Source organism: Vibrio penaeicida, from assembly GCF_002933855.1.
In the GTDB taxonomy this organism is placed as follows: domain Bacteria; phylum Pseudomonadota; class Gammaproteobacteria; order Enterobacterales; family Vibrionaceae; genus Vibrio; species Vibrio penaeicida_A.
Genome location: NZ_BFAQ01000008.1, coordinates 59,444 through 84,256 on the forward strand (window position 1 = coordinate 59,444; position 24,813 = coordinate 84,256).

Annotated in this window: 19 protein-coding genes; 7 read left to right on the forward strand and 12 right to left on the reverse strand. The window is 43.8% G+C overall.

The annotated features are described in order from the left end of the window. Positions 1 to 55 precede the first annotated feature (55 nt). From VPNCDNU1_RS02140 to VPNCDNU1_RS02150, 3 genes are all read left to right on the forward strand, one after another. A complete protein-coding gene (locus tag VPNCDNU1_RS02140; protein ID WP_104398830.1) occupies positions 56 to 1,183 on the forward strand; it encodes an ABC transporter permease in 1,128 nt (375 codons plus the stop codon). A gap of 21 nt (positions 1,184 to 1,204) precedes the next feature. Next, positions 1,205 to 2,011, forward strand: a complete 807-nt coding sequence (locus VPNCDNU1_RS02145) for an ATP-binding cassette domain-containing protein (protein ID WP_104398831.1) — start codon at positions 1,205 to 1,207, stop codon at positions 2,009 to 2,011. An 85-nt stretch (positions 2,012 to 2,096) separates the two neighbouring features. Then, positions 2,097 to 3,062, forward strand: a complete 966-nt coding sequence (locus tag VPNCDNU1_RS02150) for a sugar ABC transporter substrate-binding protein (protein ID WP_237324070.1) — start codon at positions 2,097 to 2,099, stop codon at positions 3,060 to 3,062. 81 nt (positions 3,063 to 3,143) lie between these two features. Here VPNCDNU1_RS02150 and VPNCDNU1_RS28775 read toward each other — a convergent pair whose 3' ends face one another. Next, positions 3,144 to 3,302: a hypothetical protein gene (locus tag VPNCDNU1_RS28775; RefSeq protein WP_167404701.1), complete on the reverse strand. Its 159-nt coding sequence runs from the start codon at positions 3,300 to 3,302 to the stop codon at positions 3,144 to 3,146. A 166-nt stretch (positions 3,303 to 3,468) separates the two neighbouring features. Between VPNCDNU1_RS28775 and VPNCDNU1_RS02155 the strand changes: the two genes are divergently transcribed. Beyond that, positions 3,469 to 4,503, forward strand: a complete 1,035-nt coding sequence (locus tag VPNCDNU1_RS02155) for a LacI family DNA-binding transcriptional regulator (RefSeq protein ID WP_104398832.1) — start codon at positions 3,469 to 3,471, stop codon at positions 4,501 to 4,503. A 128-nt stretch (positions 4,504 to 4,631) separates the two neighbouring features. On the opposite strand, the gene VPNCDNU1_RS02160 is transcribed toward VPNCDNU1_RS02155, so the two are convergent. Both VPNCDNU1_RS02160 and VPNCDNU1_RS02165 read right to left on the reverse strand, forming a co-directional pair. Next, positions 4,632 to 6,143, reverse strand: coding sequence for a CoA-acylating methylmalonate-semialdehyde dehydrogenase (locus tag VPNCDNU1_RS02160; RefSeq protein ID WP_104398833.1), 1,512 nt, complete (start codon positions 6,141 to 6,143; stop codon positions 4,632 to 4,634). Positions 6,144 to 6,167: 24 nt separating this feature from the next. Then, positions 6,168 to 8,111, reverse strand: a complete 1,944-nt coding sequence (locus VPNCDNU1_RS02165; protein WP_104398834.1) for a bifunctional 5-dehydro-2-deoxygluconokinase/5-dehydro-2-deoxyphosphogluconate aldolase — start codon at positions 8,109 to 8,111, stop codon at positions 6,168 to 6,170. A 591-nt stretch (positions 8,112 to 8,702) separates the two neighbouring features. Between VPNCDNU1_RS02165 and VPNCDNU1_RS02170 the strand changes: the two genes are divergently transcribed. Continuing rightward, entirely contained in the window at positions 8,703 to 10,823 is a 2,121-nt protein-coding gene (locus VPNCDNU1_RS02170; protein WP_104398835.1) for a methyl-accepting chemotaxis protein, read from the forward strand. Between the two features lie 70 nt (positions 10,824 to 10,893). Here the strand turns inward: VPNCDNU1_RS02170 and VPNCDNU1_RS02175 are convergent, their stop codons facing one another. The 8 genes from VPNCDNU1_RS02175 to VPNCDNU1_RS02210 form a co-directional block, all read right to left on the reverse strand. Continuing rightward, the gene (locus tag VPNCDNU1_RS02175) at positions 10,894 to 12,039 is read right to left on the reverse strand and encodes a cupin domain-containing protein (RefSeq protein WP_104398836.1); all 1,146 of its coding nucleotides are present in this window, start codon (positions 12,037 to 12,039) and stop codon (positions 10,894 to 10,896) included. A gap of 195 nt (positions 12,040 to 12,234) precedes the next feature. Next, positions 12,235 to 13,263: a glycosyltransferase family 2 protein gene (locus VPNCDNU1_RS02180; RefSeq protein ID WP_201797104.1), complete on the reverse strand. Its 1,029-nt coding sequence runs from the start codon at positions 13,261 to 13,263 to the stop codon at positions 12,235 to 12,237. A 392-nt stretch (positions 13,264 to 13,655) separates the two neighbouring features. Continuing rightward, positions 13,656 to 14,882, reverse strand: a complete 1,227-nt coding sequence (alr, locus tag VPNCDNU1_RS02185; protein WP_104398837.1) for an alanine racemase — start codon at positions 14,880 to 14,882, stop codon at positions 13,656 to 13,658. 134 nt (positions 14,883 to 15,016) lie between these two features. Further along, entirely contained in the window at positions 15,017 to 16,651 is a 1,635-nt protein-coding gene (locus VPNCDNU1_RS02190; protein WP_104398838.1) for a methyl-accepting chemotaxis protein, read from the reverse strand. 409 nt (positions 16,652 to 17,060) lie between these two features. Further along, positions 17,061 to 18,431, reverse strand: coding sequence for an adenylosuccinate lyase (gene purB, locus VPNCDNU1_RS02195; RefSeq protein ID WP_104398839.1), 1,371 nt, complete (start codon positions 18,429 to 18,431; stop codon positions 17,061 to 17,063). 34 nt (positions 18,432 to 18,465) lie between these two features. After that, a complete protein-coding gene (gene hflD / locus VPNCDNU1_RS02200; RefSeq protein ID WP_101112282.1) occupies positions 18,466 to 19,083 on the reverse strand; it encodes a high frequency lysogenization protein HflD in 618 nt (205 codons plus the stop codon). Positions 19,084 to 19,101: 18 nt separating this feature from the next. After that, positions 19,102 to 20,214 (reverse strand): tRNA 2-thiouridine(34) synthase MnmA, encoded by a 1,113-nt coding sequence (gene mnmA / locus VPNCDNU1_RS02205; protein WP_104398840.1) that lies wholly within the window; start codon positions 20,212 to 20,214, stop codon positions 19,102 to 19,104. A gap of 133 nt (positions 20,215 to 20,347) precedes the next feature. Continuing rightward, positions 20,348 to 21,022 carry a pseudouridine synthase gene (locus VPNCDNU1_RS02210; protein ID WP_104398841.1) on the reverse strand — a complete coding sequence of 225 codons (675 nt, stop codon included), beginning with the start codon at positions 21,020 to 21,022 and terminating at the stop codon, positions 20,348 to 20,350. Between the two features lie 428 nt (positions 21,023 to 21,450). Here VPNCDNU1_RS02210 and VPNCDNU1_RS02215 point away from each other — a divergent pair, with 428 nt between their 5' ends. Beyond that, complete coding sequence (locus tag VPNCDNU1_RS02215; RefSeq protein ID WP_104398842.1) at positions 21,451 to 23,679, forward strand: NADP-dependent isocitrate dehydrogenase; 2,229 nt, start codon at positions 21,451 to 21,453, stop codon at positions 23,677 to 23,679. Positions 23,680 to 23,817: 138 nt separating this feature from the next. On the opposite strand, the gene cspD is transcribed toward VPNCDNU1_RS02215, so the two are convergent. Next, positions 23,818 to 24,039, reverse strand: coding sequence for a cold shock domain-containing protein CspD (cspD, locus tag VPNCDNU1_RS02220; protein ID WP_167404702.1), 222 nt, complete (start codon positions 24,037 to 24,039; stop codon positions 23,818 to 23,820). Between the two features lie 426 nt (positions 24,040 to 24,465). Between cspD and clpS the strand changes: the two genes are divergently transcribed. Further along, the gene (gene clpS, locus VPNCDNU1_RS02225) at positions 24,466 to 24,786 is read left to right on the forward strand and encodes an ATP-dependent Clp protease adapter ClpS (protein ID WP_101112287.1); all 321 of its coding nucleotides are present in this window, start codon (positions 24,466 to 24,468) and stop codon (positions 24,784 to 24,786) included. Positions 24,787 to 24,813 lie beyond the last annotated feature (27 nt).

The following is a 24,813-nucleotide window of genomic DNA, read 5'->3' on the forward strand; positions in this document are numbered from 1 at the left end:
ACACTGAATAGGCGGCACAACAGGTAAATGCGCGAAAAAAATGTGGAGAAATTTTATGACAGGGAAAGTATCTGCCGAAGCAACTCAAGCTGCTTCGAGTAACGATGAACGGGTTCGCAAGGTCTCTGTGCTGAACCGATTACTATCACGACCAGAGTTGGGCTCAGTATCTGGGACAATTTTGGTATTTTTATTTTTTGCCATAGTGGCGTGGGACTCTGGCATGTTTAATGCCGATGGCATCATGAACTGGACAACGGTGTCTGCCCAACTTGGCATTATTGCTGTTGGTGCTTGTTTGTTGATGATCGCTGGCGAGTTTGATTTATCCATCGGCTCGATGATTGGCTTTGCTGGAATGATGATAGCCATACCCTCTGTTTATTGGGGATGGCCGGTATGGCTCGCCATTATATTTGCCTTCATTGGTGCCATGGCGATTGGTTTTATTAACGGGTATATCGTTGTAAAAACAGGGTTGCCTTCTTTCATTGTTTCGCTGGCTTTCCTTTTCATCCTGCGTGGGTTAACCATAGCGTTATCCATCATGTTAACCAATAAAACCATCCTTTCTGGCGTGTCTGAAGTTGCAGAGGGAGACATCCTTGCCGCCGCCTTTGGAGGGGAAATAGGCATGGGATTTTTCCAATGGCTTGCGGATATCGGATTACTTGAGGCCTATAGCGACGGCTCACCTATCGTGAGTGGCATACCTATGGTCGTGATCTGGTGGTTCATCATTACGATCATTTCTTCTTTTGTACTGTTAAGAACCAAATTTGGTAACTGGATATTTGCTTCCGGTGGCGATGCCAATGCAGCGAAAAATGTGGGTGTACCAACTGAAAAGGTAAAGATTTCTCTATTTATGTTTACTGCGTTCTGCGCAACGGTTTTTGCTGCATGTCAGGTACTGGAATTTGGCTCTGCCGCTGCTGACCGCGGGTTGCTAAAAGAGTTCGAAGCCATTATTGCCGCTGTTATTGGCGGGGCATTACTCACGGGTGGCTATGGATCAGTGATTGGTGCATTTTTTGGAGCATTGATATTTGGTGTGGTGCAAATGGGGATCTTCTTCACAGGCGTCGATTCTGATTGGTTCCGAGTATTTCTGGGTGTGATGTTACTGATTGCCGTTCTTTTCAATAATTTTATTCGCAAGAAAGTGACCAGCGCACGTTAATACGTTTTCAAGGAGCAATTTATGGATAAGTACATTCTCGAGCTTAAAAACGTCAGTCGCTACTTTGGTTCTGTGATTGCGTTAAAAGATATCGATATGAAAGTAAAAATGGGGGAAGTGCACTGTTTGTTAGGGGATAACGGAGCGGGTAAATCTACCCTGATTAAAACTTTAGCAGGCGTTCACAAACCTTCAGAAGGCGAGTTTTTAATGAACGGTTCGCCAGTGAGATTCGAATCACCACGTGATGCACTGGATGCAGGTATCGCAACGGTATACCAAGATTTGGCACTGGTGCCTTTGATGAGTGTGACTCGAAATTTCTTTATGGGTCGAGAGTTGACGAAGAAATGGGGACCGTTCGAAATATTTGATACCAAGCAAGCGAATGACATTGCTCGTGATGGATTGGCCGATATGGGGATAGATGTACGAGACCCTGAACACCCTATTGGCACTATGTCTGGTGGTGAAAGGCAGTGTTTGGCCATTGCTCGCGCGATTCACTTTGGTGCAAAAGTATTGATTTTGGATGAGCCAACCGCAGCGTTGGGGGTTAAGCAATCTGCGAACGTTCTTAAAGTAGTTGCAAGGGCACGGGGTAAAGGATTAGCGGTGATTTTAATTACCCATAATGTTCACCACGCTTACCCAGTCGCGGACCGATTTACGCTGCTAAATCGAGGAAAAAGCTTAGGTTCATGGAAAAAAGATGAAGTCTCTCGTGAGGAGATTCTGGAAATGATGTCAGGTGGCGAAGAGTTAGAAACGTTGGAAGCGGAATTGGCCGAGTTTGCACGCGCAGATGCCGTGTCGAGCGTGGGCTAGGCAACATATTCTGTCTACAAGAAAACAACAGAAGTGGAAGAACTGGATGACTTTCACTTCATTCACAACACATGGAGATATCCGGATGAACAACCTATTGAGCAACATAGCGAAAAAGGCATCGGTATTGGCGTTAGCCATTTGCGGAAGTGCGGTAGCATTCATGCCTTTAACCGCTTCAGCGGAAGAGCGTTTTGTTTTAGTTAGCCACGCGCCCGATGCTGACTCGTGGTGGAATACAATCAAGACCGCTATCAGAGAAGCGGGGCAAAACATGGATGTGTCGGTTGAATACCGTAACCCGCCAACAGGTGACCTAGCCGACATGGCTCGAATCATTGAACAAGCTGTTGCGTCAAACCCACAAGGGATCATCACAACACTTGCCGACTACGACGTATTGAAAGGCCCGCTAGAGAAAGCAAAGAAAAAGGGCATACCAGTAGTGACTATTAACTCTGGTACAAAAGAACAGAGTGAAAGTGTTGGCGCATTGTTGCACGTTGGTCAGCCAGAATACGATGCAGGGTTTGGTGCTGGTAAGCGTGCGAAAGCCGACGGCATTAAATCGTTCTTATGTGTAAATCATTACATTACCAACCCAGCTTCCGTTGAGCGTTGCCAAGGTTTTGCTGATGCGCTGGGTGTAGATTTAGATGGTCAGATGATTGATTCAGGACAGGATCCGACAGGCATCGAAAAGAAAGTCATGGCGTACATGCGTAAAAACCCAAACATAGAAGCCATTCTGACTTTGGGTCCAACATCTGCTCACCCAACACTTCGTGCTTTAGAGAAAAATCGCCAATTGGGTAAGATTTACTTCGGTTCTTTTGACTTAAGTAACGAAATTGCTCAAGGCATTAAAGAAGGCAATATTAAGTGGGCAATCGACCAACAGCCATACCTTCAAGGGTACTTGCCTGTCATGGTGCTGACTCTATTCAATCGCTATGGTGTTTTACCTTCAAACCACATCAACTCAGGACCAGGTTTCGTCACTAAAGATAACTTGGCACTTGTTGAAAAGCTGGCAGGTGAATACCGATAACAAAATCGCCACTTCTTTTGGTTATAGCCAACAAGCAGCCAAGAGTAGTGGCAGGTTAAATATCAAGACTAAGGTTTAGGCTCACAGGGTGTCTGTTCGGTAGGGAGCAGGGTTCGCTGGTGTGACTGTTTTAGGGAGCAGTTGCATGTGTCGGAATGAATGGCGGATCGTTACATCCGGTTTGTGAGCCGTTTTAAATAAAGTAGTAAAGAAAAATACGAGCAAAGATTTTGAAAACATTTTCAGTTAGACTCCAATGTCACGGTGTCACAAGGTAACAGTTAACCTGGGTCACATATAACCTTAGTCACATGCTGTTTCTGTAATGTCGCCATGAAATGGAGCGAAATTTAACCACGAAAGATCAACAGACCCAATACACGCATCGGAAAATATGGAAGTTTGAATGGACGATAGTGAGAACAGCAAGAAGGTTGAGGCAAAAGTACGTAAAGTCACGGTGGTACATGTAGCCGAACGTGCTGGCGTTTCTTTGTCTGCCGTTTCAAGAGCCTTTAACCCTGAAGCCAGTATTTCTTCAAAGCTGAGGAATAAAGTCATGGCGGCAGCAGAAGAGTTGAATTACAAACCAAACCGACTTGCAAGAGGCATTAAATCTCGCTCCAGCCTGATCGGCATTCTTGTTACCGATTTCAACAACCCATTCTATTTACCCGTCCTTTCCCAATTCACAGAAGAGATTCAAAAAAGAAACTGCCATAGCCTTTTGATCAAAGTGACCGATGAAATGGACATCAAAGAAGCGGTTGAACTGGTGATGGAATACAACGTTGATGGGTTAATTATTACTTCCGCTTCATTACCCGAAGCATTGTCTGATGCTTGTAAGGCTCAAAATACGCCAGTCGTCATTTTCGGGCGAAACTCTGATGAGAACAGCGTTACTGTCGTGAGCTGTGACAACTTAGAAGCGGGCGGTATGGCAGCGGATATGATTTTAGATGCTGGATACAATCGACCAGCGTTTGTCACTGGACCGGTAGGCACGTCGGCAACGGTCGAGCGTCAGCGAGGATTTCTAAGTAAGCTAATATTGCGAGGTTGCGACAAATGGCAAATCGTTGAAGGTGGGGAATTCAGTTACGACGCCGGTTATGATGCGACCGTTCGTATATTTAATTCCAGCGAAAAACCCGATGCGTTGTTCTATGCTGACGACATAATGGCGTGTGGCGGTATGGATGCTATTCGATACGAATTTGGATTAAGAGTACCTGAGGATGTAGGCATAGTTGGTGTGGATGACATTAGGCTCGCGAAAAGTCGTGCCTACAATTTAGCGACGATTAGGCAACCATACGAAGAAATGATTCAACAAACTATAGGCACATTATTCGATCATATCTCAGATTCTGAGTTACCACCGCAATCTATTACGTTACCTTGCGAACCCGTTATTCGTGGGTCGATTAAAAAATAACAAACTCAGCAATTTATGAATGCTGCATCTTGAATTCAGGCGTGTATAAAGATGGGATGAAATTAGTGGAGAAGAGCAGAGAGCTCTGCGCCGCAATCACGGGGGAGAAAGCAACGCAGAGCGTATTTTTAGTCCATCGTAGGCATTATGAAATCGCTTTTGTGTTTCTCAAGTCGAACGCTGGTTGGCCAGCGAGTGGTGACGGTTTTCATTCTTGTATAGAAACGCACCCCATCATTACCGTGAACGTTCAAAGGTCCAAATATTGAGCGTTTCCATCCACCAAAGCTATGGAACGCCATTGGAACAGGAATAGGGACATTGACACCGACCATGCCTGCCAAAACATCTTCACTGAACTGTCGCGCAGTTTCACCATCACGGGTAAAAATAGCGGTTCCGTTACCGTATTCATGGGAATTGATAAGTTGAAGTGCCGTTTGATAATCAGGTACGCGAACAACAGATAAAACCGGACCGAATATTTCTTCCTGATATATAGTCATGTCTGGCTTAACATGGTCGAACAGGGTCGGGCCTACGAAAAATCCACTCTCATGTCCTGCGACTTGGCAATCTCTTCCATCTATCGTGAGTTCTGCTCCTTGATCTTCACCTGAATTGATATAGCCAATGATTTTTTGGCGATGCTCAGCAGAGATGACTGGCCCCATGTCGTTCTCCGGACCGTCGACCAGCCCGGGACCAACGCGCATAGCCGCTATTTTTTCTTTTAATCCTTCAATCAGTGTGTTTGCTGTCTCATCACCTACAGCAACAACTACTGAGAGCGCCATGCAACGTTCACCTGCTGCCCCAAACCCAGCGCCGAGAATAGCACCCGTTGCCATATCCATGTCGGCATCTGGCATCAGAATACAGTGGTTTTTTGCTCCGCCAAGTGCTTGGCATCGTTTACCATGAGCCGATGCGGTCGAGTAAATGTATTCAGCAATAGGTGTTGAACCTACGAAACTAACGGCTTGTACCGAAGGGTGAGTGAGCAAAACATCTACGGCTTCTTTGTCACCATTAACTACGTTGAAGACACCGTCTGGAAGCCCTGCCTGTTTCAGTAACTCTGCCAGCATCAATGCAAGCGAAGGGTCTTTTTCTGAAGGCTTTAACACGAAGGTATTACCTGTCGCGATGGCAATGGGAAACATCCACATCGGAACCATTGCGGGAAAGTTAAAAGGTGTGATGCCTGCACAAACCCCCAATGGCTGCGTGATCGAGTGGCTGTCTACACCACTGCCAACATTTGCAGAGCTTTCACCTTTTTGAAGGTGCGGGATGCCACATGCAAACTCGACGACTTCTAAACCTCGTGTTAACTCGCCCATGGCATCGGAAAACACTTTTCCGTGCTCATTGGATATCAGTTTTGCAAGCGCTTTGCTGTTTTCTTCAAGCAAGGCTTTGAACTTAAACATGACGCGAGCTCGGCGAAGCGACGGGGTTTTTGACCATGTTGGAAAGGCATTAGCGGCGGCTTCAATGGCTTCTTCGACTTCGGATACTAGGCTAAGAGCGACCTGTTTGGTTTGCTGCCCAGTGGCGGGGTTGAACACTTTGCCAAAGCGATCTGATTGGCTTTCTACACGCTGACCGTTGACAAAATTGGTAATGGTTTCCATTTTTTTCTCCTGATAAGTTAGCGCTTAGGAATGTCGCTGTTGCCAAACTGAAATAAGTTGGTGGTAGTTACTTTTCACTTTTGAAATAAAGGTTTCATCGTCAATTTCCTGCTTCAGCCATTGTTTCGTTGGTGTTCCAAAAATAGAGCGACCGACAGCAAACCCTTGTACATTCTTGCTTTGTGTCGCATCTTCGAACCCTTTTTTAAGCTGGTCGAGTGGTGCATCTAATCCGAGTAACACAATGCCACGGCAATAGGGATCATGTTGCTCTATCAGTTCATCAATCTGAATCCAGCCTTGTTTCTCCATTGATGGCAGTTTCCACCAATCGGGCTTTATTCCTAAGTCATAAAGCTGTGAAAGCGCTGAGGTATATAGCTGACCTTCTTCCTCGGGTGAGCATGGCGCTGAGTCTTTAGGCAAAATGATTTCCAACAGCAATTCATGCCCACTTTGGCAGCAAGCTTCGTAGATTTCTTGCAGATCTTTTTGCTGCTGAAGCTTGAGTGTTTGTTCGTCGTTTGGATGGTAGAAGACCAAGCATTTAACGATATGTTCTTGTGGCCAATTAACCAGTTGGCTACCGATATTGCCATGCTCTAGCATGAGAGGTCGCGACGAGGGCAGTTCGATTGGACGACCTATCCAAACCATAGGATCATTCTTTTCTTTTATCCCTGTTGCCTGATTCAGTACATGCTGTCCAAAGGTGCCGTCACAGAGAATACCGGACTTTCCCTGTAACCCAGCTTCTTTCGAAACCTGACGGTAAGCTTCCCAAATCAATGACTTAATGTATGGAATAACATCGAGTTCCCGATTTGCCTCCCAAACCATATCGGCAAACTGGGCACGGTGATCAAATGCGAGAATACAAATATCCTGCCATTCTCTTGCTCGCTTAGTTACGCGGTGAAGGTGATTTAGCTCATGGCTAACATCTGGGCGAGGAATATCTTTGGCGTGCGCAATGTAATAGTCGAGCTCGGCTTTTGTTGGCATAGCTGGAGCACAACCATGGCGAGACACAACCAAAGCGCCACACGCGTTCGCATAAGCACAGCTTTGCTCCCATGATTCGCCACTTAAGTAGCCGCGAAGCAACCCAGACATAAATGCGTCGCCCGCGCCAAGTACGTTAAGCACATCCACTCTTACCCCTTTGATGGTAATGCCTTCATCTAAAGTGTCTGGAATGTCTGTCGTAAATACACTGCACCCCATAGGGCCACGCTTGCAGACCAACTCTGCTTTAGAGTGGTTTCGAATCTTTTTTAATGCTTCTACAGTATCAATGGATCCGCCAGCGATATGGAATTCTTCTTCTGTTCCGACAATCAAATCAAAGTAATGTAATACATCCTGAAGTGACTGGGTCACGCTATCTGATTCGATGAATCGAGTTTCACCGTCACCTAAAGAAGTCAGCCCCCAAAGCACAGGGCGATAGTCGATATCCAGTGCGGTTTTGACACCATGTTTTCGAGCGTACGTTAAAGCGGTAAGAACGGCTTCACGTGAATTGGGGTTTGAAAGGTGTGTACCCGTAATGGCTAAACAACGCGACGAGGCGATGTAGCGTTCCGACACATCTTCCGGTGTAATTGCCATGTCGGCGCAGTTATCGCGATAAAAGATAAGTGGAAAGGTGTCTTCGTCTTTGATGCCGAGTAAAACAAGCGCGGTTAGCCTATCTTTGTCGGTGATTAAGTGCGAAACGTCGACACCAGCACGGGTCAATTCTTCTCTTACAAATCGTCCCATGTGCTCATCACCGACTCGCGCCAGCATTCCGGATTTTAGCCCTTGTATAGCAGTACCATAGGCGACATTTCCTGAGGACCCGCCTAAATATTTGGCGAAAGTGGTCATGTCTTCCAAGCGAGACCCTATTTGTTCACCGTACAAATCGACAGCCACTCTGCCCATGCAGATAACATCGAGCTTTTTATCCACTTCTTTCATTCCCTGCTCCTGATACCTCGAACTCACTCATTTTGAGTACTCATTTATTTTGCGTACTCACTTACATCCATTGATGTCGTTCCTTTGCCATGCAGCGAAGTAATACATTGAATCAATTTATGAATGAAAGTGACATATCGTTAATATAAAATTGAAATAAACGTTTCATTTAATCTACATCTGAAATTTTTAAATCGCAAGAGGTTTGTTGTTTTTTTGAACACTCAAGATGATTTTTGATGAGGTTAACGACTGAATTGAACTCGAGAGAAACGAATTGAGCTTGAGAGAAACGGAAAATTGGCGTTTTACCAGAGATTAAAGATTTGGCTAAAGATGAATCTCAAGTGTCCGATAAATAAGAAATTAGTAAATAATCTGATCGAGTCAAAATATTGACAATGGTATGTAAGTCATACCTGTTGGTGTGTCGGATAAAATTCGCCATTAGATTGACGAATCAGCATGAAAAACTTGGCCCTTAGTCGCTAGTAATTTACTAATCCTGTTGATAGATTGTGCCTGTAAAATATTTGTTAACACCAACTTTGGGTTGTTACAAATACGAGTTTGCAAAAGGAGGTTGGGAAAATGCGAACGCTATCTGTTCATTTGAAAATTACACTGCTGGCTGGTCTCTGCCTGCTCTTTACATCGGTGAGCTTGATAGGTTTTTCAATCTACAATGCAACGGGTAATCAGAAGATTGTCATTGACCATAGTTCCCAATCCGTTATCGATAAATCCCAGCAGATTTTAGCTGGCATGGCCAAACTTAATGCTGCAGAAGTACAAACTTATCTAGATGAAGCGACTTACCGCGCTGAGATGCTGGGGGAGAGTGCGCTATTTTTGCAGCGTAATGCATTAGAAAACTTTACTCCAAGTGAAGAGCTGAGAACCGCACTCAATGAAATGGTGAATAACACGGTGGAGCGTTTTCCAACCGTGCGCGGGGCATATCTTGTTTTTAACGAAGATGCACTTGATGGAGAAGACAGCAACTATCATGGTGCCGACTATGTGGGCTCCAACGAAAAGGGGCGGTTTGCGAGTTATTGGTCGATTTCTCCTGAAGATGAAACGCTTGTTTTTGGTGAGCCGCTAGAAGAAAGCACATTAATGGATCCGTCTCAGGCTGAGCGCTTTCTGTGCCCCATAAATTCCGGTCAAGCTTGTGTTACCTCACCACGTATTACTAAAAGCCAAAATGGTGATGTGCTGCAAACGTCGCTGACCGTTCCACTTGTATCGGAAGAAGAAGTGGTTGGTTTCCTCGGCGTCGAATTGTCTCTTAATGCTCTGATTGATACGGTAATGCAGTCGGATCAAGCCCTATTTGCAGGTAAAGGACACATTACGATTTTGAGTTTAGATGGCACCTTGATCGCAACCGATGATTCCAGCGCCAAACTGGGTGAAAAATATCAGAGCGATAGAGTCAGTACTTCTATGTTAGAGGGTTTCCTATTTTCGAGCGAAGTTCAAACCCAATGGAGTGCAGATAAACAGTGGCTAACGGTGTTTTCTCCTGTGTCTGTGGCAAACCAAACTTGGGGCGTCATGTTGGAAGTGCCACGCGAGAGCGTGCTGGCCGACGCGACGCGACTTGATTCGGTTATAACGGAATTGGTTAACGGCTCTATTTCGAACGAATTGATGGTCGGCGTCGTGCTGGTTCTATTTGGGTTAGTGTTGATCGCAGGTCTTGCTACCCGCTTAGTGAAACCCATTAAGGAAGTAGTGACTAGGTTGGACGATATTGCTTCTGGAGAAGGGGACTTAACACAGAGGTTGGATGTTCAAACCCAAGATGAAATAGGTCAATTAGCGGCGGGCTTCAACAAGTTCTTAGATAAGTTACAAGTGATCATCAAAGAGGTGGTTGCAACGACACATGACATTTCCTCTACATCAGAACAATCAGGGCAAGCGGCATCGGTGACTCGCCAAAGCAGTGATGCGCAATTTAAAGAAGTCGACTTGGTGGCTACTGCATCCGAAGAAATGACGCAGACGGCGGGGTTGGTGGTGCAAAATGCGGAGATCGCAGTGCAAGCGGCTAACGAAGCCAATATGTCTGTTTCCCAAGGTAAAGAAGTAATTGGTGACTCTTCGGATGAAATGACGAAGTTGGTTGAGAAAATGACCCGTGCAGTACCCGTGGTCGAAGATTTGGCGAAGAATAACGCGGCAATTACCGAAATCCTTTCCGTTATTGAAGGCATTTCTGAGCAAACGAACTTGCTAGCATTAAATGCTGCGATAGAAGCTGCACGCGCAGGTGAGCAAGGGCGCGGCTTTGCGGTGGTCGCCGATGAAGTTCGAAATTTGGCAAGCCGAACGCAAGATTCAGTAGGTGAAATCCGTGAAGTGATTGAAAAAGTACAAGTCGGCACCAAGAATGTCGTGAGCGCAATTCAAGAAGGAAATGAACTGGCGGCACACACACATGATCAGGTTGATAAAGCGGTAAAAGAGCTTAATACCATCGATGAGTCCATAGTGGCAATCGTAGACATGAACTCTCAGATTGTGAAAGCGGCGGAAGAGCAACAGTCGGTGTCTGGAGAAGTGAATCTCAACGTGTCTAATATCCGTGAGTTAAGCGCGCAGATTCTTGAAAAGGCGGAATCATCAGAAAGAATCAGTAAAGAAATTTCCTCAATATCTTCACGACAAAAAGACTTGGTTAACCAGTTTAAAGTGTAGGTTAGTCACACGGTCAAAAATGACAAAAGGGAGCATCATGCTCCCTTTTCCTATTGAACTTGTTGCGATTTTACTCGTGAGTAAACCAGTATCCGCGGTTTACGAAATCGCAAAGGATGTCGAGCGCCGTGCCCGCATCACCAGAATTATCAATATCGTCCCAAATGATAACGCTTTGGTCACACAGTGTAAGTATGAGCTCTTGTTGAGATTCATCTACCGTGACTACATCACCGTTTACATAAGCGGTGAGCGGGTTGTTTTCATGATAATACGCTCGAAGACCAGAAACGCGCTCAATAGCCCCACCTTCTTGTAGGTAACCCTGTAGCTCCTCTGATGTCCATTTCTCCTCAGCAGAGACAATATCCAATTGATGGCGAGATTGGCTGACTAAACAGCCTATGAACTTGTCGAGTGTCGCTTCATCGCTCAATGAATTTTTCAACATGGCTTTTAACTGGCTTAGGTCTTTATCTTGAATGACCCCTTTTGTTTCTTGCGTTTCTTGAGCTGGGTTATGCAGATGGTGATCGCCCATATCATGAGCCAATACGTAATCTGCGAAATTGGAGAGAAGTTCCTGTTGCTTAGGAGAACGGTAACCGACGGAGTAACTCATCGAAGGTTCAAGTGCGTAACCATCGTGTGGAAAACCGGGTGGGATATAAAGAATGTCACCGGGTTCGAGCACGTCGTCGATAATGGGTTCAAACCCTTCAATTTGCCTAAGTACAGAGTGACGGCAGGTCTCTTTGTATTGTCCTTCATCAAGTGCACCTACACGCCAATGACGCTTACCCAGACCTTGAACAATGAATACATCGTATTGGTCTATATGGGGGCCAACACCGCCACCTTGAACGGAGTAACTTATCATCAAGTCGTCAAACAACCAATTTGGCATAGCGTCGAATGCTTTAACAAGTTCCGCGGCTTCTGGGTGCCAATGATTAGCTGCTTGGACGATAAATGACCAGTTGGTTTCGGCCAGCTCCGAGAATTTTTCTTCAGGAAAAGGACCGTGTTCAGCTACCCAGTTATCTTCTAAGTTGGAAACAAAACGTGAATCAATTTCCTCTTCCATAGTTAAACCGGCTAATTCTTCCGGAGACAGAGGATCGGAAAAATGAGAAAACCCGCCTTTAATAATGGTTGGTTTTTTTTGCCAGTAATGAGTAAGGAATTCTTCTAATGAAAAGGAGAGCTGGTACATGTAGATTCGCATCTATAAAATTTGCCGACATTCTATACCGAAGTAACCTCATTAACTATACCCAAGTGTCGTCAAGACGGAGGAACACGAGCTCTCAAGTATGTGTATTCTATATTTGTCTTTTAGAGCGGAATCGGGTTGGAACGGAAAAAGATGAAGAGCGGTAAGACGTGCCAATCTTACCGCCAAAGGGATTTAGGGTCTGTTGATCTTTTGAGATGATTTATTGGGTTGCTTTGAAGAGGAAAAGTCGACGCTTTTCAAGTTGCTTGTTTTTTGCTTTTGTTCTTTAGACGATTCTCGTTTTTTTAGCAGGTACCTTGGCCGCTGTTTGGTCTCAATGTATAACCGACCAACATATTCACCTATGATTCCTATCCCAATCAATTGGATACCACCTAGGAATACAATTGCGACAATCAAAGTAGGGAAACCAGGGACAGGGTTCTCATTGATGAATTTATCTAAAATAATCCAACTGCCGTAACACAGCGACATAAAAGAAATAACGAATCCGATGTAGCTCCATACTCTAAGCGGTAAAGTAGAGAAACTGGTTATCCCTTCTATTGCAAAATTCCAAAGTTTCCACCCGTTAAATTTGGATATACCAGCCGCTCGCTCATTTCGGGTGTATTCAACAATTTCAACTTTCCCACCAACCCATGAAAGAATGCCTTTCATAAATAGGTTTCGTTCAGGGAGTTGTTTTATATGTTCAACGGTGTCGCGAGAAAGTAGACGAAAATCACCAACGTTCTCTTGAATTTTTAAATCGCTTATCTGGTTGTGTATTTTATAAAATAATTCGGCGGTGTTTCTTTTTAATACGCTGTCGCTGGTTCTATCGACTCGCTTAGCGAGCACGACATCCGCTCCGGCTTGCCACTTGTCCACCATTTCTGGAATCACGTCGATAGGGTCTTGGAGATCAACATCGATAGGAATAACTGCGTCACCAGTAGCGTGCTCTAATCCTGCCATTAATGCGGGTTCCTTGCCGAAATTTCGAGTAAAGCTCAAAGATACGACATTTTTATCGCAAATCGACAAGGCATCAATAATGCTTTCGGTGAGATCCGTACTCCCATCATTAATAAATAATATTTCTATCTCGTAGCGGCTAAGATCGCTATTTTCTTTTACCGTTTTATAGAAAAGAGGAATAGCCTCTTCTTCATTATAAACAGGAACTATCAAGGATATTTTAATGGTATCTCTCATCGACGAACCAGAATGTTAATAATCAGAACCAAAACTAAGGCTTAGTATAATGAGACCTGATACTACCTAAGTACATCTAAATTATGTAAGTAAAATTATTAAGTTGAACAATGTCTCATTTATATGTTCATTAGCTGAATCTTTCTCTATTTATTATAAAGTAAGATCATTGTATTAATAATATTCCATTTAATTATATTCACTGAGTTGATAATGGGTTTCATATCACCAGCAATGATTTCTCGGGAATTATTTATTTTAATATTAATGCTATTTTGGCAGTTGAATTGTTATTTTTTATAAATAAATCATATCTATATAGCTAAAAAAGCTGCCTGTAAGGCAGCTTTAGATTTATATTAATTAGCTCAGTGAGTTGATGAGCCTTACTGTTACCAAACGTAGCGGCGAGGGTTAGAGTTACCCCAAATGGTGTAGATTTCAGGGAAAATCATATCAGTGTGCGTTTCTATCTCGCCAATGGTTATGCTGCTTTCACCTTGTGCACCAAACAGAACCACTTCTGAATTCTGGCGAATACCGTGCACATCAGTTACGTCAACCATTGTTGTATTCATCGAAATCTTGCCCACTACAGGAACACGTTGACCGTTTATGATGACTTCCGCTTTGTTACCAAGGCTGCGGTTATAACCATCTGAATAACCAAGTGGTAGGTTGGCTAAAATGCTTTTACGTTCAGTAACGAATGAGCTGTCATACCCAACAGTACTGCCTGCAGGAAGTTTGTGCAAAGACGCTACTTTTGTTTTGTAAGAAACGATAGAAGGGTATTCAGCGTGTCCTGGAAGGTCACCATATAGAACACCTCCTGGACGTACCATATCAAACTGCGCTTCTGGAACGTTAAGAGAGGTAAAAGAGTTGGCAGCGTGTAGAGTTACGTCCTCACGGTCCAAATCTGAGTTCTCGATGATCCAAAGCGCGCTTTGCTCAAACTCTGCGGCTTTCTCTTTGATGTAATCCACTTCGTAGTTAGGGAAGTGAGTCATGATTCCTACAATTTCAACATTGTCAAAATCTGTCATTTTTAATGCGTCATTTTGTCCGCGTTTTGTCGACATATCTAAGCCGTTACGACCCATTCCGCCTGAGTTAAGCGCAAGGTGAACATTGATTTCAGTATCAAAACGCTCAGCGATTCGCTCGATCTGGCGAGCTTTAGATAACGAACCCACTAGCTCTTCAACATCGTATTGAACCGCATTAGCAATTTCTTTATTGCTCGCCGCGCGCACACGAATTAATTGACCGTTAAAACCAGATTCACGAACAATGCGTGCTTCTTCATTACTTGCAATAGCAACGCATGGGATGCCTTGAGCAAGAACAGTCGGCATTAGCCCCTGAATACCATTTCCATAAGCATCAGCCTTCATTACTGCACAAATGCTTGTACCCGAACGAACAAAAGTTCGGAATTGATTAATGTTATCGTTGAACTGAGACAGGTTTACTTCAAGCCATGCATTGCTTGTTTTGTATTCGTTACTGTATTCGCCTTCAATACCTGAAAGCAGTGGTGCACTTAGGGCTGGTGTTGAAATAGTGGTCGCAGCAGCAAAAGATAATGCTAAAAGGGTTAATTTAGTTTTCATATTTTCTCCAAAGCAGCCCCCTCCCGAGTAAACAGGTGAATATAGGAGAGGGAAATTAAGTTGTATGCTGGGCGAATGGATCGCCCAGTTTTAATCGAGTTACGCTGGGTCAATAAACCCATGTAAGGAAAGAGTTACACCAATCGGAATTTTGCCATTGACTGCTGTAATGATTGAGACAGTTGCTCTAATTCAGCACATGATTGCGCGGTTTGAAGGGAACCTTGCGCAACTTGCTCAGACGAGCTCTGCATGTTTTCAACGCGAACCGAAAGATCACCAACAACAGCGGATTGCTGGCTACAAGCACTGGCTATTTGAACACCCATATCGGAAATTTGAGTCACAGCATTCTGGATGTCACCCATAATGTCCTGAACTTGATCGCCTAGCCCTAAACACCTTGACGTGCTTTCTTGGCTACCATTAGAAACCGTTTTAACTTTCTGCGTGCTGGCTTTAAACTCTTCAATGATGGTACTGATTTCGCCAGTTGAATCTTGTGTACGACCAGCGAGTGAACGCACTTCTGAAGCAACAACAGCAAACCCGCGGCCACTTTCTCCAGCACGTGCCGCTTCGATTGCTGCATTCAGTGCAAGAAGATTAGTTTGCTCTGCGATATCTTGAATGACGTCGACAAAAATATGGATTTGTTGTGAGCGCTTTTCTAATTCAGCTACTGTTTCACTTGAAAGACGAATAGAGTCCGCGACTTCCATCATGGCATCGATCATTAGTTTGACTTGATTGTTGCCATCTTTAGTCAGGTTCATAGCATCTTGTGTTTCTTGAGCAGATGTTTCTGTGTTTTTCGAAATATCATGAATGACAGATTCCATCTCTGTCATTGCAGATGATACTTGGTTGGTTTCTTTTTGTTGGTGTTGCATGCCTTCTGCCGATTGGCTTGAAATCATGTTCACTTCACCAGCTGAGTGATTAACTTGAGAAACCGCTGAAGCAACTTGCTCAATAAGCGATTTAAGGTTGTTTTGCATGGACTCAACGGACGTAGCTAGTTGACCTAACTCGTCTTTTCCAATGGCGTTGTGGTCCAGTTTCTGCGAAAGGTCACCGTCTGCAATGTCGTTAGCCAAGGTCGCGACAGCGGTAAGTGGACCACATATCACCTTAGTAAGAACAATTGTAACGATAAGCATGACAATAAGTGCTAGAGCGTTACTTGCTAAATTCTTTATTTCTAAACCATCGATTTCAGAGAGAATCGTTGCTCTGTTACTCAACATTGCATCGTTCAGAATGCGTTTCAATGTAGTGAAAGAGCGAGACATTGACTCTGCTGTCGTTTGGTTATTGAGAACCAATTTTTGAGCTTGAAGGTTGTTAGCATCAGCCAGCAATTTGTGGAATTGGTTGCTTTGCAAGATGTATTGACTCCAGTCACTCATTAGTTGGTCAAACGTGTTCTGCTCTTCACCTGGCCATACTGTTTTTCCGTAGGTTTCTAGGTTTTCAGTCAGCTCTTTTTTTAACAACTCATTGCTTTGAATATCATTGAGTAGATCATTGTGATTGTTATGAACCTTTAGCAGTTTGTACTGAGAAAGGCGCAGTTCTAAGAAGTCTTGTTGCAGTGACTCAACGGTCATTACCGCTGGAAGCGTGTCATCAGCGTAGTTGAGCAGTTCGTTTTGAATGTGTTTTAAACCATTCAGGAAAAAGACAGCAAAAATAATGTTAATAACCGCAATCAAAGAAAATGACAAAGCAAGTTTTCTACTGATTGCAAGATTTTTAAGAAACATAAATTCCTCTTTGTTATATGGCTCAGTTTTGTGTTGTGTATTTCTTGTATTTTTTAAACCGTCCCTGATTTGGCGTGATTTATATCACAATATTAAATGTTTTGAACTAGATTTATATATTTAGTTACATTATCGAATATGAGAATCTATATATAACAATAGCTTAATGAAATATGTGATTAGTGCCGTATGAAAAAAGAGCCGATTGAGCAAATGTTGAGCTTTAAAGGGAAGTGATTTAAATTTATTACTTAATTGGCTCAATTGTGAGATTGGGATGAACTTGTCGAGGGGAGTTAATTCTGATTTTTAATCAGGAAATGGATGGAAATGCTTAGTCGTTTTTGAGGCGAAAAAAAAACCAGCGGAGTTAATCTCAGCTGGTTTCGATGTTTGGGTTTTAGCGCTGTTATAGCTTGTCTGTTAACTCAATCGCTTGACCAATGTAGTTGGCTGGTGTCATTTCTTTCAAGCGTGCTTTTTCGCTTTCGGGAAGTTCTAAGCCATCGATAAAGTTACGCATTGCTTCGCCGTCGATACGCTTACCACGAGTGAGTTCTTTTAACTTCTCGTAAGGCTTTTCGATGCCGTAGCGGCGCATTACCGTTTGTACTGGCTCAGCTAAAACTTCCCAGTTTTGGTCAAGCTCTGCCAGTAATGCTTCACGGTTTACTTCTAACTTGCTAATGCCTTTTAGAGTAGACGTATAAGCAATGATTGCGTAGCCCACGCCAACACCTAAGTTACGAAGTACAGTCGAATCCGTGAGATCACGTTGCCAACGAGAGATAGGCAGTTTCTGAGCGAGGTGATTGAATACTGCGTTAGCTAAGCCTAAGTTGCCTTCGGAGTTTTCGAAGTCGATTGGGTTAACTTTGTGAGGCATCGTTGAAGATCCAATCTCACCAGCAATAGTTTTCTGCTTGAAATGACCCAGTGCAATGTAACCCCATACATCGCGATCGAAATCGATCAGGATGGTGTTGAAGCGAGCGATCGCGTCAAAAAGCTCTGCGATGTAATCGTGCGGCTCGATTTGCGTAGTGTATGGGTTCCAAGTTACTTCAAGAGACTCGGTGATGAACTCTTCGCTGAACTTGTGCCAATCTAATTCTGGGTAAGCAGAAAGGTGTGCGTTGTAGTTACCTACTGCGCCGTTGATTTTAGCCAAGATCTCGATATCAGCGATTTGCTTGTATTGACGTTCCATGCGGTAAGCAACGTTCGCCATTTCTTTACCCATCGTTGATGGAGATGCTGGCTGACCGTGCGTACGAGAAAGAAGAGGAATGTCGCGGTACTCTTCAGCAAGCGCTTTAATTGCATCAATGATGTTTTTAATTTCAGGAAGAATAACGGTTTCACGCGCTTCTTTAAGCATTAGGGCATGAGACGTGTTGTTAATGTCTTCTGAAGTACACGCGAAATGAATGAACTCGTTTACTGCGTGAAGCTCTGGTACACCTGCAACTTTTTCTTTCAGGAAGTATTCAACGGCTTTAACGTCGTGGTTAGTCGTGCGCTCAATTTCCTTGATGCGTGCTGCGTCTTCTTCGCTGAAGTTTTCTGCTAGCTCGTCCAAGAATTTATTTGCTTCAGCGCTGAATGCAGGGACTTCTGCAATAGCATCTGTTGCTGCAAGCTTCTGTAACCAACGGATTTCAACGATTGAACGATACTTTAGGAGGCCATACTCACTAAAGATACTGCGTAACGCAATCGTTTTACTTCCGTAGCGGCCGTCTACCGGTGAAACAGCAGTCAATGCTGACAGTTCCATATTATTCTCCTGAATATCTGAGTGATTTGTTAAGTTAGATTCGTGCCAGCAAAATTTGGGCTTGCTCGAGCATGCTCTTGCGACCAAAAATTAAGTGGCGACGCTTACCGCCCGTTTGACGCCAAAGTACGGCGCATCGAATGCCTGAAAGCAACAGAGCACGGACTTTGTGTTGGTTGGCGGTTTGCTGTAATACTGAAGGGGTGCCAGTAACTTGGATACGAGGACCAATCGGGCTGACTACATCCAAGTAAATGCTGGCGAGGTTGCTGATCATGTTGTCATCGAACAGATCAAAATGTTCGGTTTGGCGTTGAGCCATTTGAATGCGATCGCCCAATTGAGACAAAGCGTCACGGCGGGCACTGAGCTTACGCTCTAATGCCATCAAAGAGATCAGATAGCGAGTGACTTCGCTGCCAGCAGGTGTGCTGTCGATGCCTTTTTCTAGGCATTCTAACCCGATCTTTAGGTTTGATTCGTCCCCAAATACTTCAATAGTGTTGTTGGGTGTGGTGTTCAAAATAGCTTTAATAGAAGTTTCAAACGCGTCTTTATCACAGTGACCTTCTTTCGCGATATCTTGCATCAGCGCTACTGCTTGGCACATGCCAGCAAAAGCGATGGTACGGTCATAAAGTGTATTAGCCACGTAAGTGCTCCTTAATTATCAAATACGTTTTTCTATGATGCCGCCACCTAAGCAGACTTCGTCTAAATAAAAGACTGCAGATTGTCCAGGTGTTACAGCAACTTGCGGTTCATCAAAAATGACTTTTATGGTTTCGTCATTAACCGGGATGATAGTACAAGGAATATCTTGTTGGCGATAGCGCGTTTTCACCGTACAGGACATTGGTTGTTTGATCACTTCGCGATCGACCCAATGAAGCTGCGATGCTATTAATCCAGTGGATTTAAGAAGAGGGTGATCAGCACCTTGAACCGCGATGAGTACATTACGTTTTAGATCTTTCTCTGCAACGTACCAAGGGTCTTCGTTTCCGCCACCGCCTTTTTGCCCACCAATATGCAAGCCTTTACGCTGACCTAAAGTATGATACATCAAGCCTTGGTGTTCTCCGATAACTCGCCCTTCAGGCGTTTCAATCTTTCCAGGCTGAGCAGGTAAGTATCGAGAGAGGAAGTCGGTGAATTTACGTTCGCCTATAAAACAAATACCGGTAGAGTCTTTTTTCTTAGCGGTGATCAAGTCTTGTTCTTCGGCAATACGTCGCACTTCAGGCTTCTCAAGTTCGCCTACAGGAAATAGGCTACGAGCAATTTGTTCTGAGCTTAGGGTATAAAGGAAGTAACTTTGGTCTTTATTGCCATCTAATCCACGCAACATTTTTGGCTGTTCGCCGTCAATGCTAGGGAAAGTTCGTCTTACATAGTGTCCCATGGCAATGTAATCCGCCTCCAAAACTTCATCAGCAAATTCTAGAAAAGCTTTGAACTTGATTTCTTTATTGCAAAGGATATCTGGATTAGGAGTGCGTCCGGCTTTGTATTCTGCTAAGAAGTACTCGAAGACGTTGTCCCAGTACTCTGCAGCAAAGTTGATAGTGTGTAAGTGGATACCCAGTTTGTCACAAACAGCTTGTGCGTCTGCCAAGTCTTCCGCTGCGGTGCAATATTCCTCATTGTCGTCTTCTTCCCAGTTCTTCATAAACAGGCCTTCGACTTGGTAGCCTTGTTGCTTCAGAAGGTAGGCGGAAACAGAGGAGTCAACACCGCCGGACATACCGACGATCACTTTCTTTTGGCTGTTATCTGACATTGGTTTTACCACATAAATTACTTGGGGGCAGATTCTAACAGAAAGAATTTGCTGGATACAGATCCGAGAGTTAAATCACAAAAAGCAATCGGTGTACTTGCTGAAAACTTAATCAACATTCTGAATTGACGACCTATACAGTGACGTATTTCCATTCACCTGGTTGTAAATTGCCTACGTTCCAATCTCCCATGGAGTAACGGATCAAGCGAAGAGTAGGGAAGCCTATATTGGCTGTCATGCGGCGTACTTGTCGATTTCGACCTTCTACGATAGTAATAGCAAGCCAAGTTGTAGGAATGGCAGCTCGGAATCGAACCGGTGGGTGGCGTTCCCATACACTTGGCTCTGGCATGAGTTCTACCTGTGCGGGCAATGTCATGCCATCTTTCAATTCGACACCTGTTCTTAGCTTTTTGAGATCTTCCTCTGTTGGCGCTCCCTCAACTTGAACCCAATAGGTTTTAGGGGATTTTGATTTTGGCTGTGTCAACCTAGCCTGCAAGATTCCGTCGTTAGTAAGCACCATGAGACCTTCACTGTCTCTGTCTAGCCGACCTGCTGCATACACTTCCTTTACTGATATATAGTCCGCTAGCGTTTTTCTTCCTTCTCCATCTGTAAATTGGCTGAGCGTGTCAAACGGTTTATTAAACAGAAGCACCTTACGTTCTTCTGCAGACACACTGTTGGTTTTATGGGGCGTTTTATGCGATTTTTTTGACCGAACTTTGGCATTCGTTTTAAAAGATGAAGTACGTGAAGCGCCAGAACTCTTTGATTTTACGCTGCGAGAGCGAAAAGACATGTTAACTACCTTGCAAAAATGTAAACGAACTGTGGGTGAAAGTTTAACTTCATTTGTGATTAGGCTATGATTTGCGCGCCAAAAAACAGGAATCACGAACTGAATGATAGACTAAACAATCAGAGTTGTTTAGTTTTACGTGAGTACGGTATCCGCTATAGGATACAGACGCTACACCCTTTCCATTATTACGATAAATGAGGATGTGTACGTGATACCAAACCAGTGTTTTCTGTTTGGACAGAATTACCGGTACAGGTAATCGGTTGAACTAGAATAGAAACACTATAGAGTCAATGACTCTTAAAGGAGTTTGGGAAAACAATCGCGGTCAGCCATAGGAGGATGTAGTACGGACTGACTTGCGATACATTCATGCAGACCTATTTCTCATCCAATAGAGACTGTCAGATATATAGGGAAATTTCATGCCAACAACTAAGCCTACTATAATTTATACAATCACTGATGAAGCGCCCGCTTTGGCAACTTATTCGCTACTGCCTATTATCCGCGCGTTTACTTCATCATCTGATATCAACGTCGAAACAAGAGATATCTCACTAGCAGGGCGCATTATTGCTAACTTCCCTGATTACTTAACGGAAGAGCAACGTATCGGCGATGCTCTAACTGAGCTAGGTGAGCTGGCAAAAACGCCTGAAGCGAACATCATTAAACTGCCTAACATTTCCGCATCTGTACCTCAGTTACAAGCTGCGGTTAAAGAGCTTCAAAGCAAAGGCTACGCACTTCCAAATTATCCGGAAGAGCCAAAAACAGACGAAGAAACAGCCGTTAAAGCGGTCTATGACAAAATCAAAGGCAGCGCAGTAAACCCAGTTTTACGTGAAGGTAACTCAGATCGTCGTGCGCCTGCTTCTGTTAAAAATTACGCAAAGAAAAATCCTCACTCAATGGGGGCTTGGAGCGCAGACTCTCAATCTCACGTTGCTAGCATGAGCGACAGTGACTTCTTTGGTAGCGAAAAATCAGTCACAATCGATGGTGCAACAAGTGTCCGTATCGAATTCGTTGGTGCTAACGGCGACGTCGAAGTACTTAAAAACGAGTTTCCTTTGCAAGACAAGGAAATCATCGATGCTTCTGTTATGAACAAAGCAGCATTGGTTTCGTTCTTCGAGAAAGAAATTGAAGAAGCAAAAGAGCAAGGCGTTCTGCTTTCTCTTCATATGAAAGCAACCATGATGAAGGTTTCGGACCCTATCATCTTTGGTCACGCTGTTCGCGTTTACTACAAAGACGTTTTCGAAAAATACCAAGAAGTGTTTGAACAAATTGGTGTTGATGTAAACAACGGTATTGGCGATGTATACGCGAAAATCACGTCACTACCAGAAGCGCAGCAAGAAGAAATTAAAGCAGCACTGCAAGCGGTGTATGCGACTCGCCCAGCCCTTGCAATGGTTGATTCTGACCGAGGTATTACCAACCTTCATGTACCAAGTGACGTGATTGTTGATGCTTCCATGCCTGCAATGCTTCGTTCTTCTGGTCAAATGTGGGGACCAGATGGCAAGCTGAAAGACACGAAAGCGATGATCCCAGATCGCAGTTATGCAAGTGTTTACCAAGCCGTTATCGATTTTTGTAAAGAAAATGGTGCTTTCGATCCAACTACAATGGGCAGCGTGCCAAATGTTGGTTTGATGGCACAAAAAGCGGAAGAGTATGGTTCGCACGACAAAACATTCGTTCAGAAAGCGTCGGGTCAAGTACGTGTTGTCGATACGGCTGGTAACGTGCTGATTGAACAGGATGTTGAAGAAGGCGACATCTTCCGCATGTGTCAGGTGAAAGATGCACCGATTCAAGACTGGGTGAAACTAGCGGTTAACCGTGCTCGTGCTACTGGTGTTCCTGCTGTTTTCTGGCTTGATGAAAACCGTGCTCACGATGCGCAGCTAATCAAGAAAGTGAATACTTATCTTCCTGAACACGATACCTCTGGTCTAGAAATTAAGATCCTAGCGCCACTTGAAGCGACTCAATTCTCTTTGGTGCGTATTAAAGATGGTCTAGATACTATTTCTGTAACGGGTAACGTACTTCGTGATTACCTAACTGACTTGTTCCCAATTTTAGAGCTGGGTACTTCTGCAAAAATGTTGTCTATTGTTCCGTTGATGAACGGCGGTGGTCTATTTGAAACAGGCGCTGGTGGTTCTGCACCTAAGCACGTTCAGCAAGTAGAAAAAGAAAACCACTTGCGTTGGGACTCTTTGGGTGAATTCCTTGCACTGGCTGCGTCTCTTGAGCACTTGAGCACGGTAGCGGACAACAAGAAAGCACAAGTTCTAGCTGATGCACTGGATAAAGCGACAGGTGAATTCCTTGATAAGAATAAGTCACCTTCACGTAAAGTAGGTGAGCTAGATAATCGTGGTAGCCATTTCTACCTAGCATCATACTGGGCGAAAGCATTGGCTGAACAGTCAGACGATGTTGAGTTGTCTGCGCAATTTGGTCCTATTGCGAAGCAAATGGCTGAAGGCGAAGATACGATTGTTAAGCAACTTAACGATGCCCAAGGCGTTGCTGGTGAGCTTGGTGGATATTTCGCACCTGTAGATGCGAAAGCATCTGTACTAATGCGCCCAAGCGACTTATTGAACAGTATCGTTGACGCAGTATAAAACGAAGAGATAAAAAGGCTGCAATCCGATGTGTTGCAGCCATTTATTTAAAGCTTTTACCCAAACTTTGTTTAACATTGCTTGGGTATAAAAACAAAGAAACCCGCGTAAGCGGGTTTCTTATACTCCGAATTTCGATTATTTGGCTGGTTCGCCTTCAATTGGAATTACAGAGCTCGCATGGAAGCCTTTTGGACCCTGCTCAACTTCGTAGTTGACTGGTTGTCCAGCTTTAAGAGTACGGTATCCGTCCATTTTTATTGTTGAGTAGTGTGCGAAAATATCGCCCTCTTCTCCTTCCGGACAGATAAACCCAAATCCTTTGGCGTTATTAAACCACTTCACTGTACCTGTAGCCATGCTATACATCCCTCATGCATTTTTTAGTAACTGATGTTGTTTACGTCGACGCAGCTGTATCTATCAATAATGTTGCATCATACTGCTATGGCTATCAATTCAGCAATTGCTAAATTTTTAGCCACCAAGAACACAATTTAGTCAATGAATGAGCTCAGTCAATAGTTTGCAGTAATAAAATCTAACAATTTGACAAAGATTTCATTTTTGAGATTAACAAAATTATAACTAGAGTGCATATTGACAATAATGTTGTTGTGGATATTTAAAGTGATATTTTCCTCAATAAAAAATCTCACTAAAGTTTGAGTAACTCCAATAGCAATGTTTTATTTGCAGGGATACAATTGGTGCATTAGTCTTAAGTAGAGGGTGAAATTTGAGTAACATCCTTGAGTCTCAATCCTCCTAAAAACCGACAAAAAAATGAGCAAGCAATATCAATGGGTCACTCCAGACTCGGATTTACTGGAGAAAGAAAAAACACAAGTAAAACCACCGGCTATGTACAACGTTATTCTCAACAATGACGATTACACGCCAATGGATTTTGTGATTGAAATACTCGAACGTTTCTTTTCAATGGATATAGAAAAAGCAACACAAGTGATGCTCAAAGTGCATTACGATGGGAAAGCAATTTGTGGCACTTACACTGCCGAAGTTGCGGAGACAAAGGTGGCGCAAGTCACTGTGCACTCGAAAGAGAATGAGCATCCGCTGTTATGTACAATGGAGCAGGCATAAAGCTTGCTTGAGCAACATAGGTTGTTC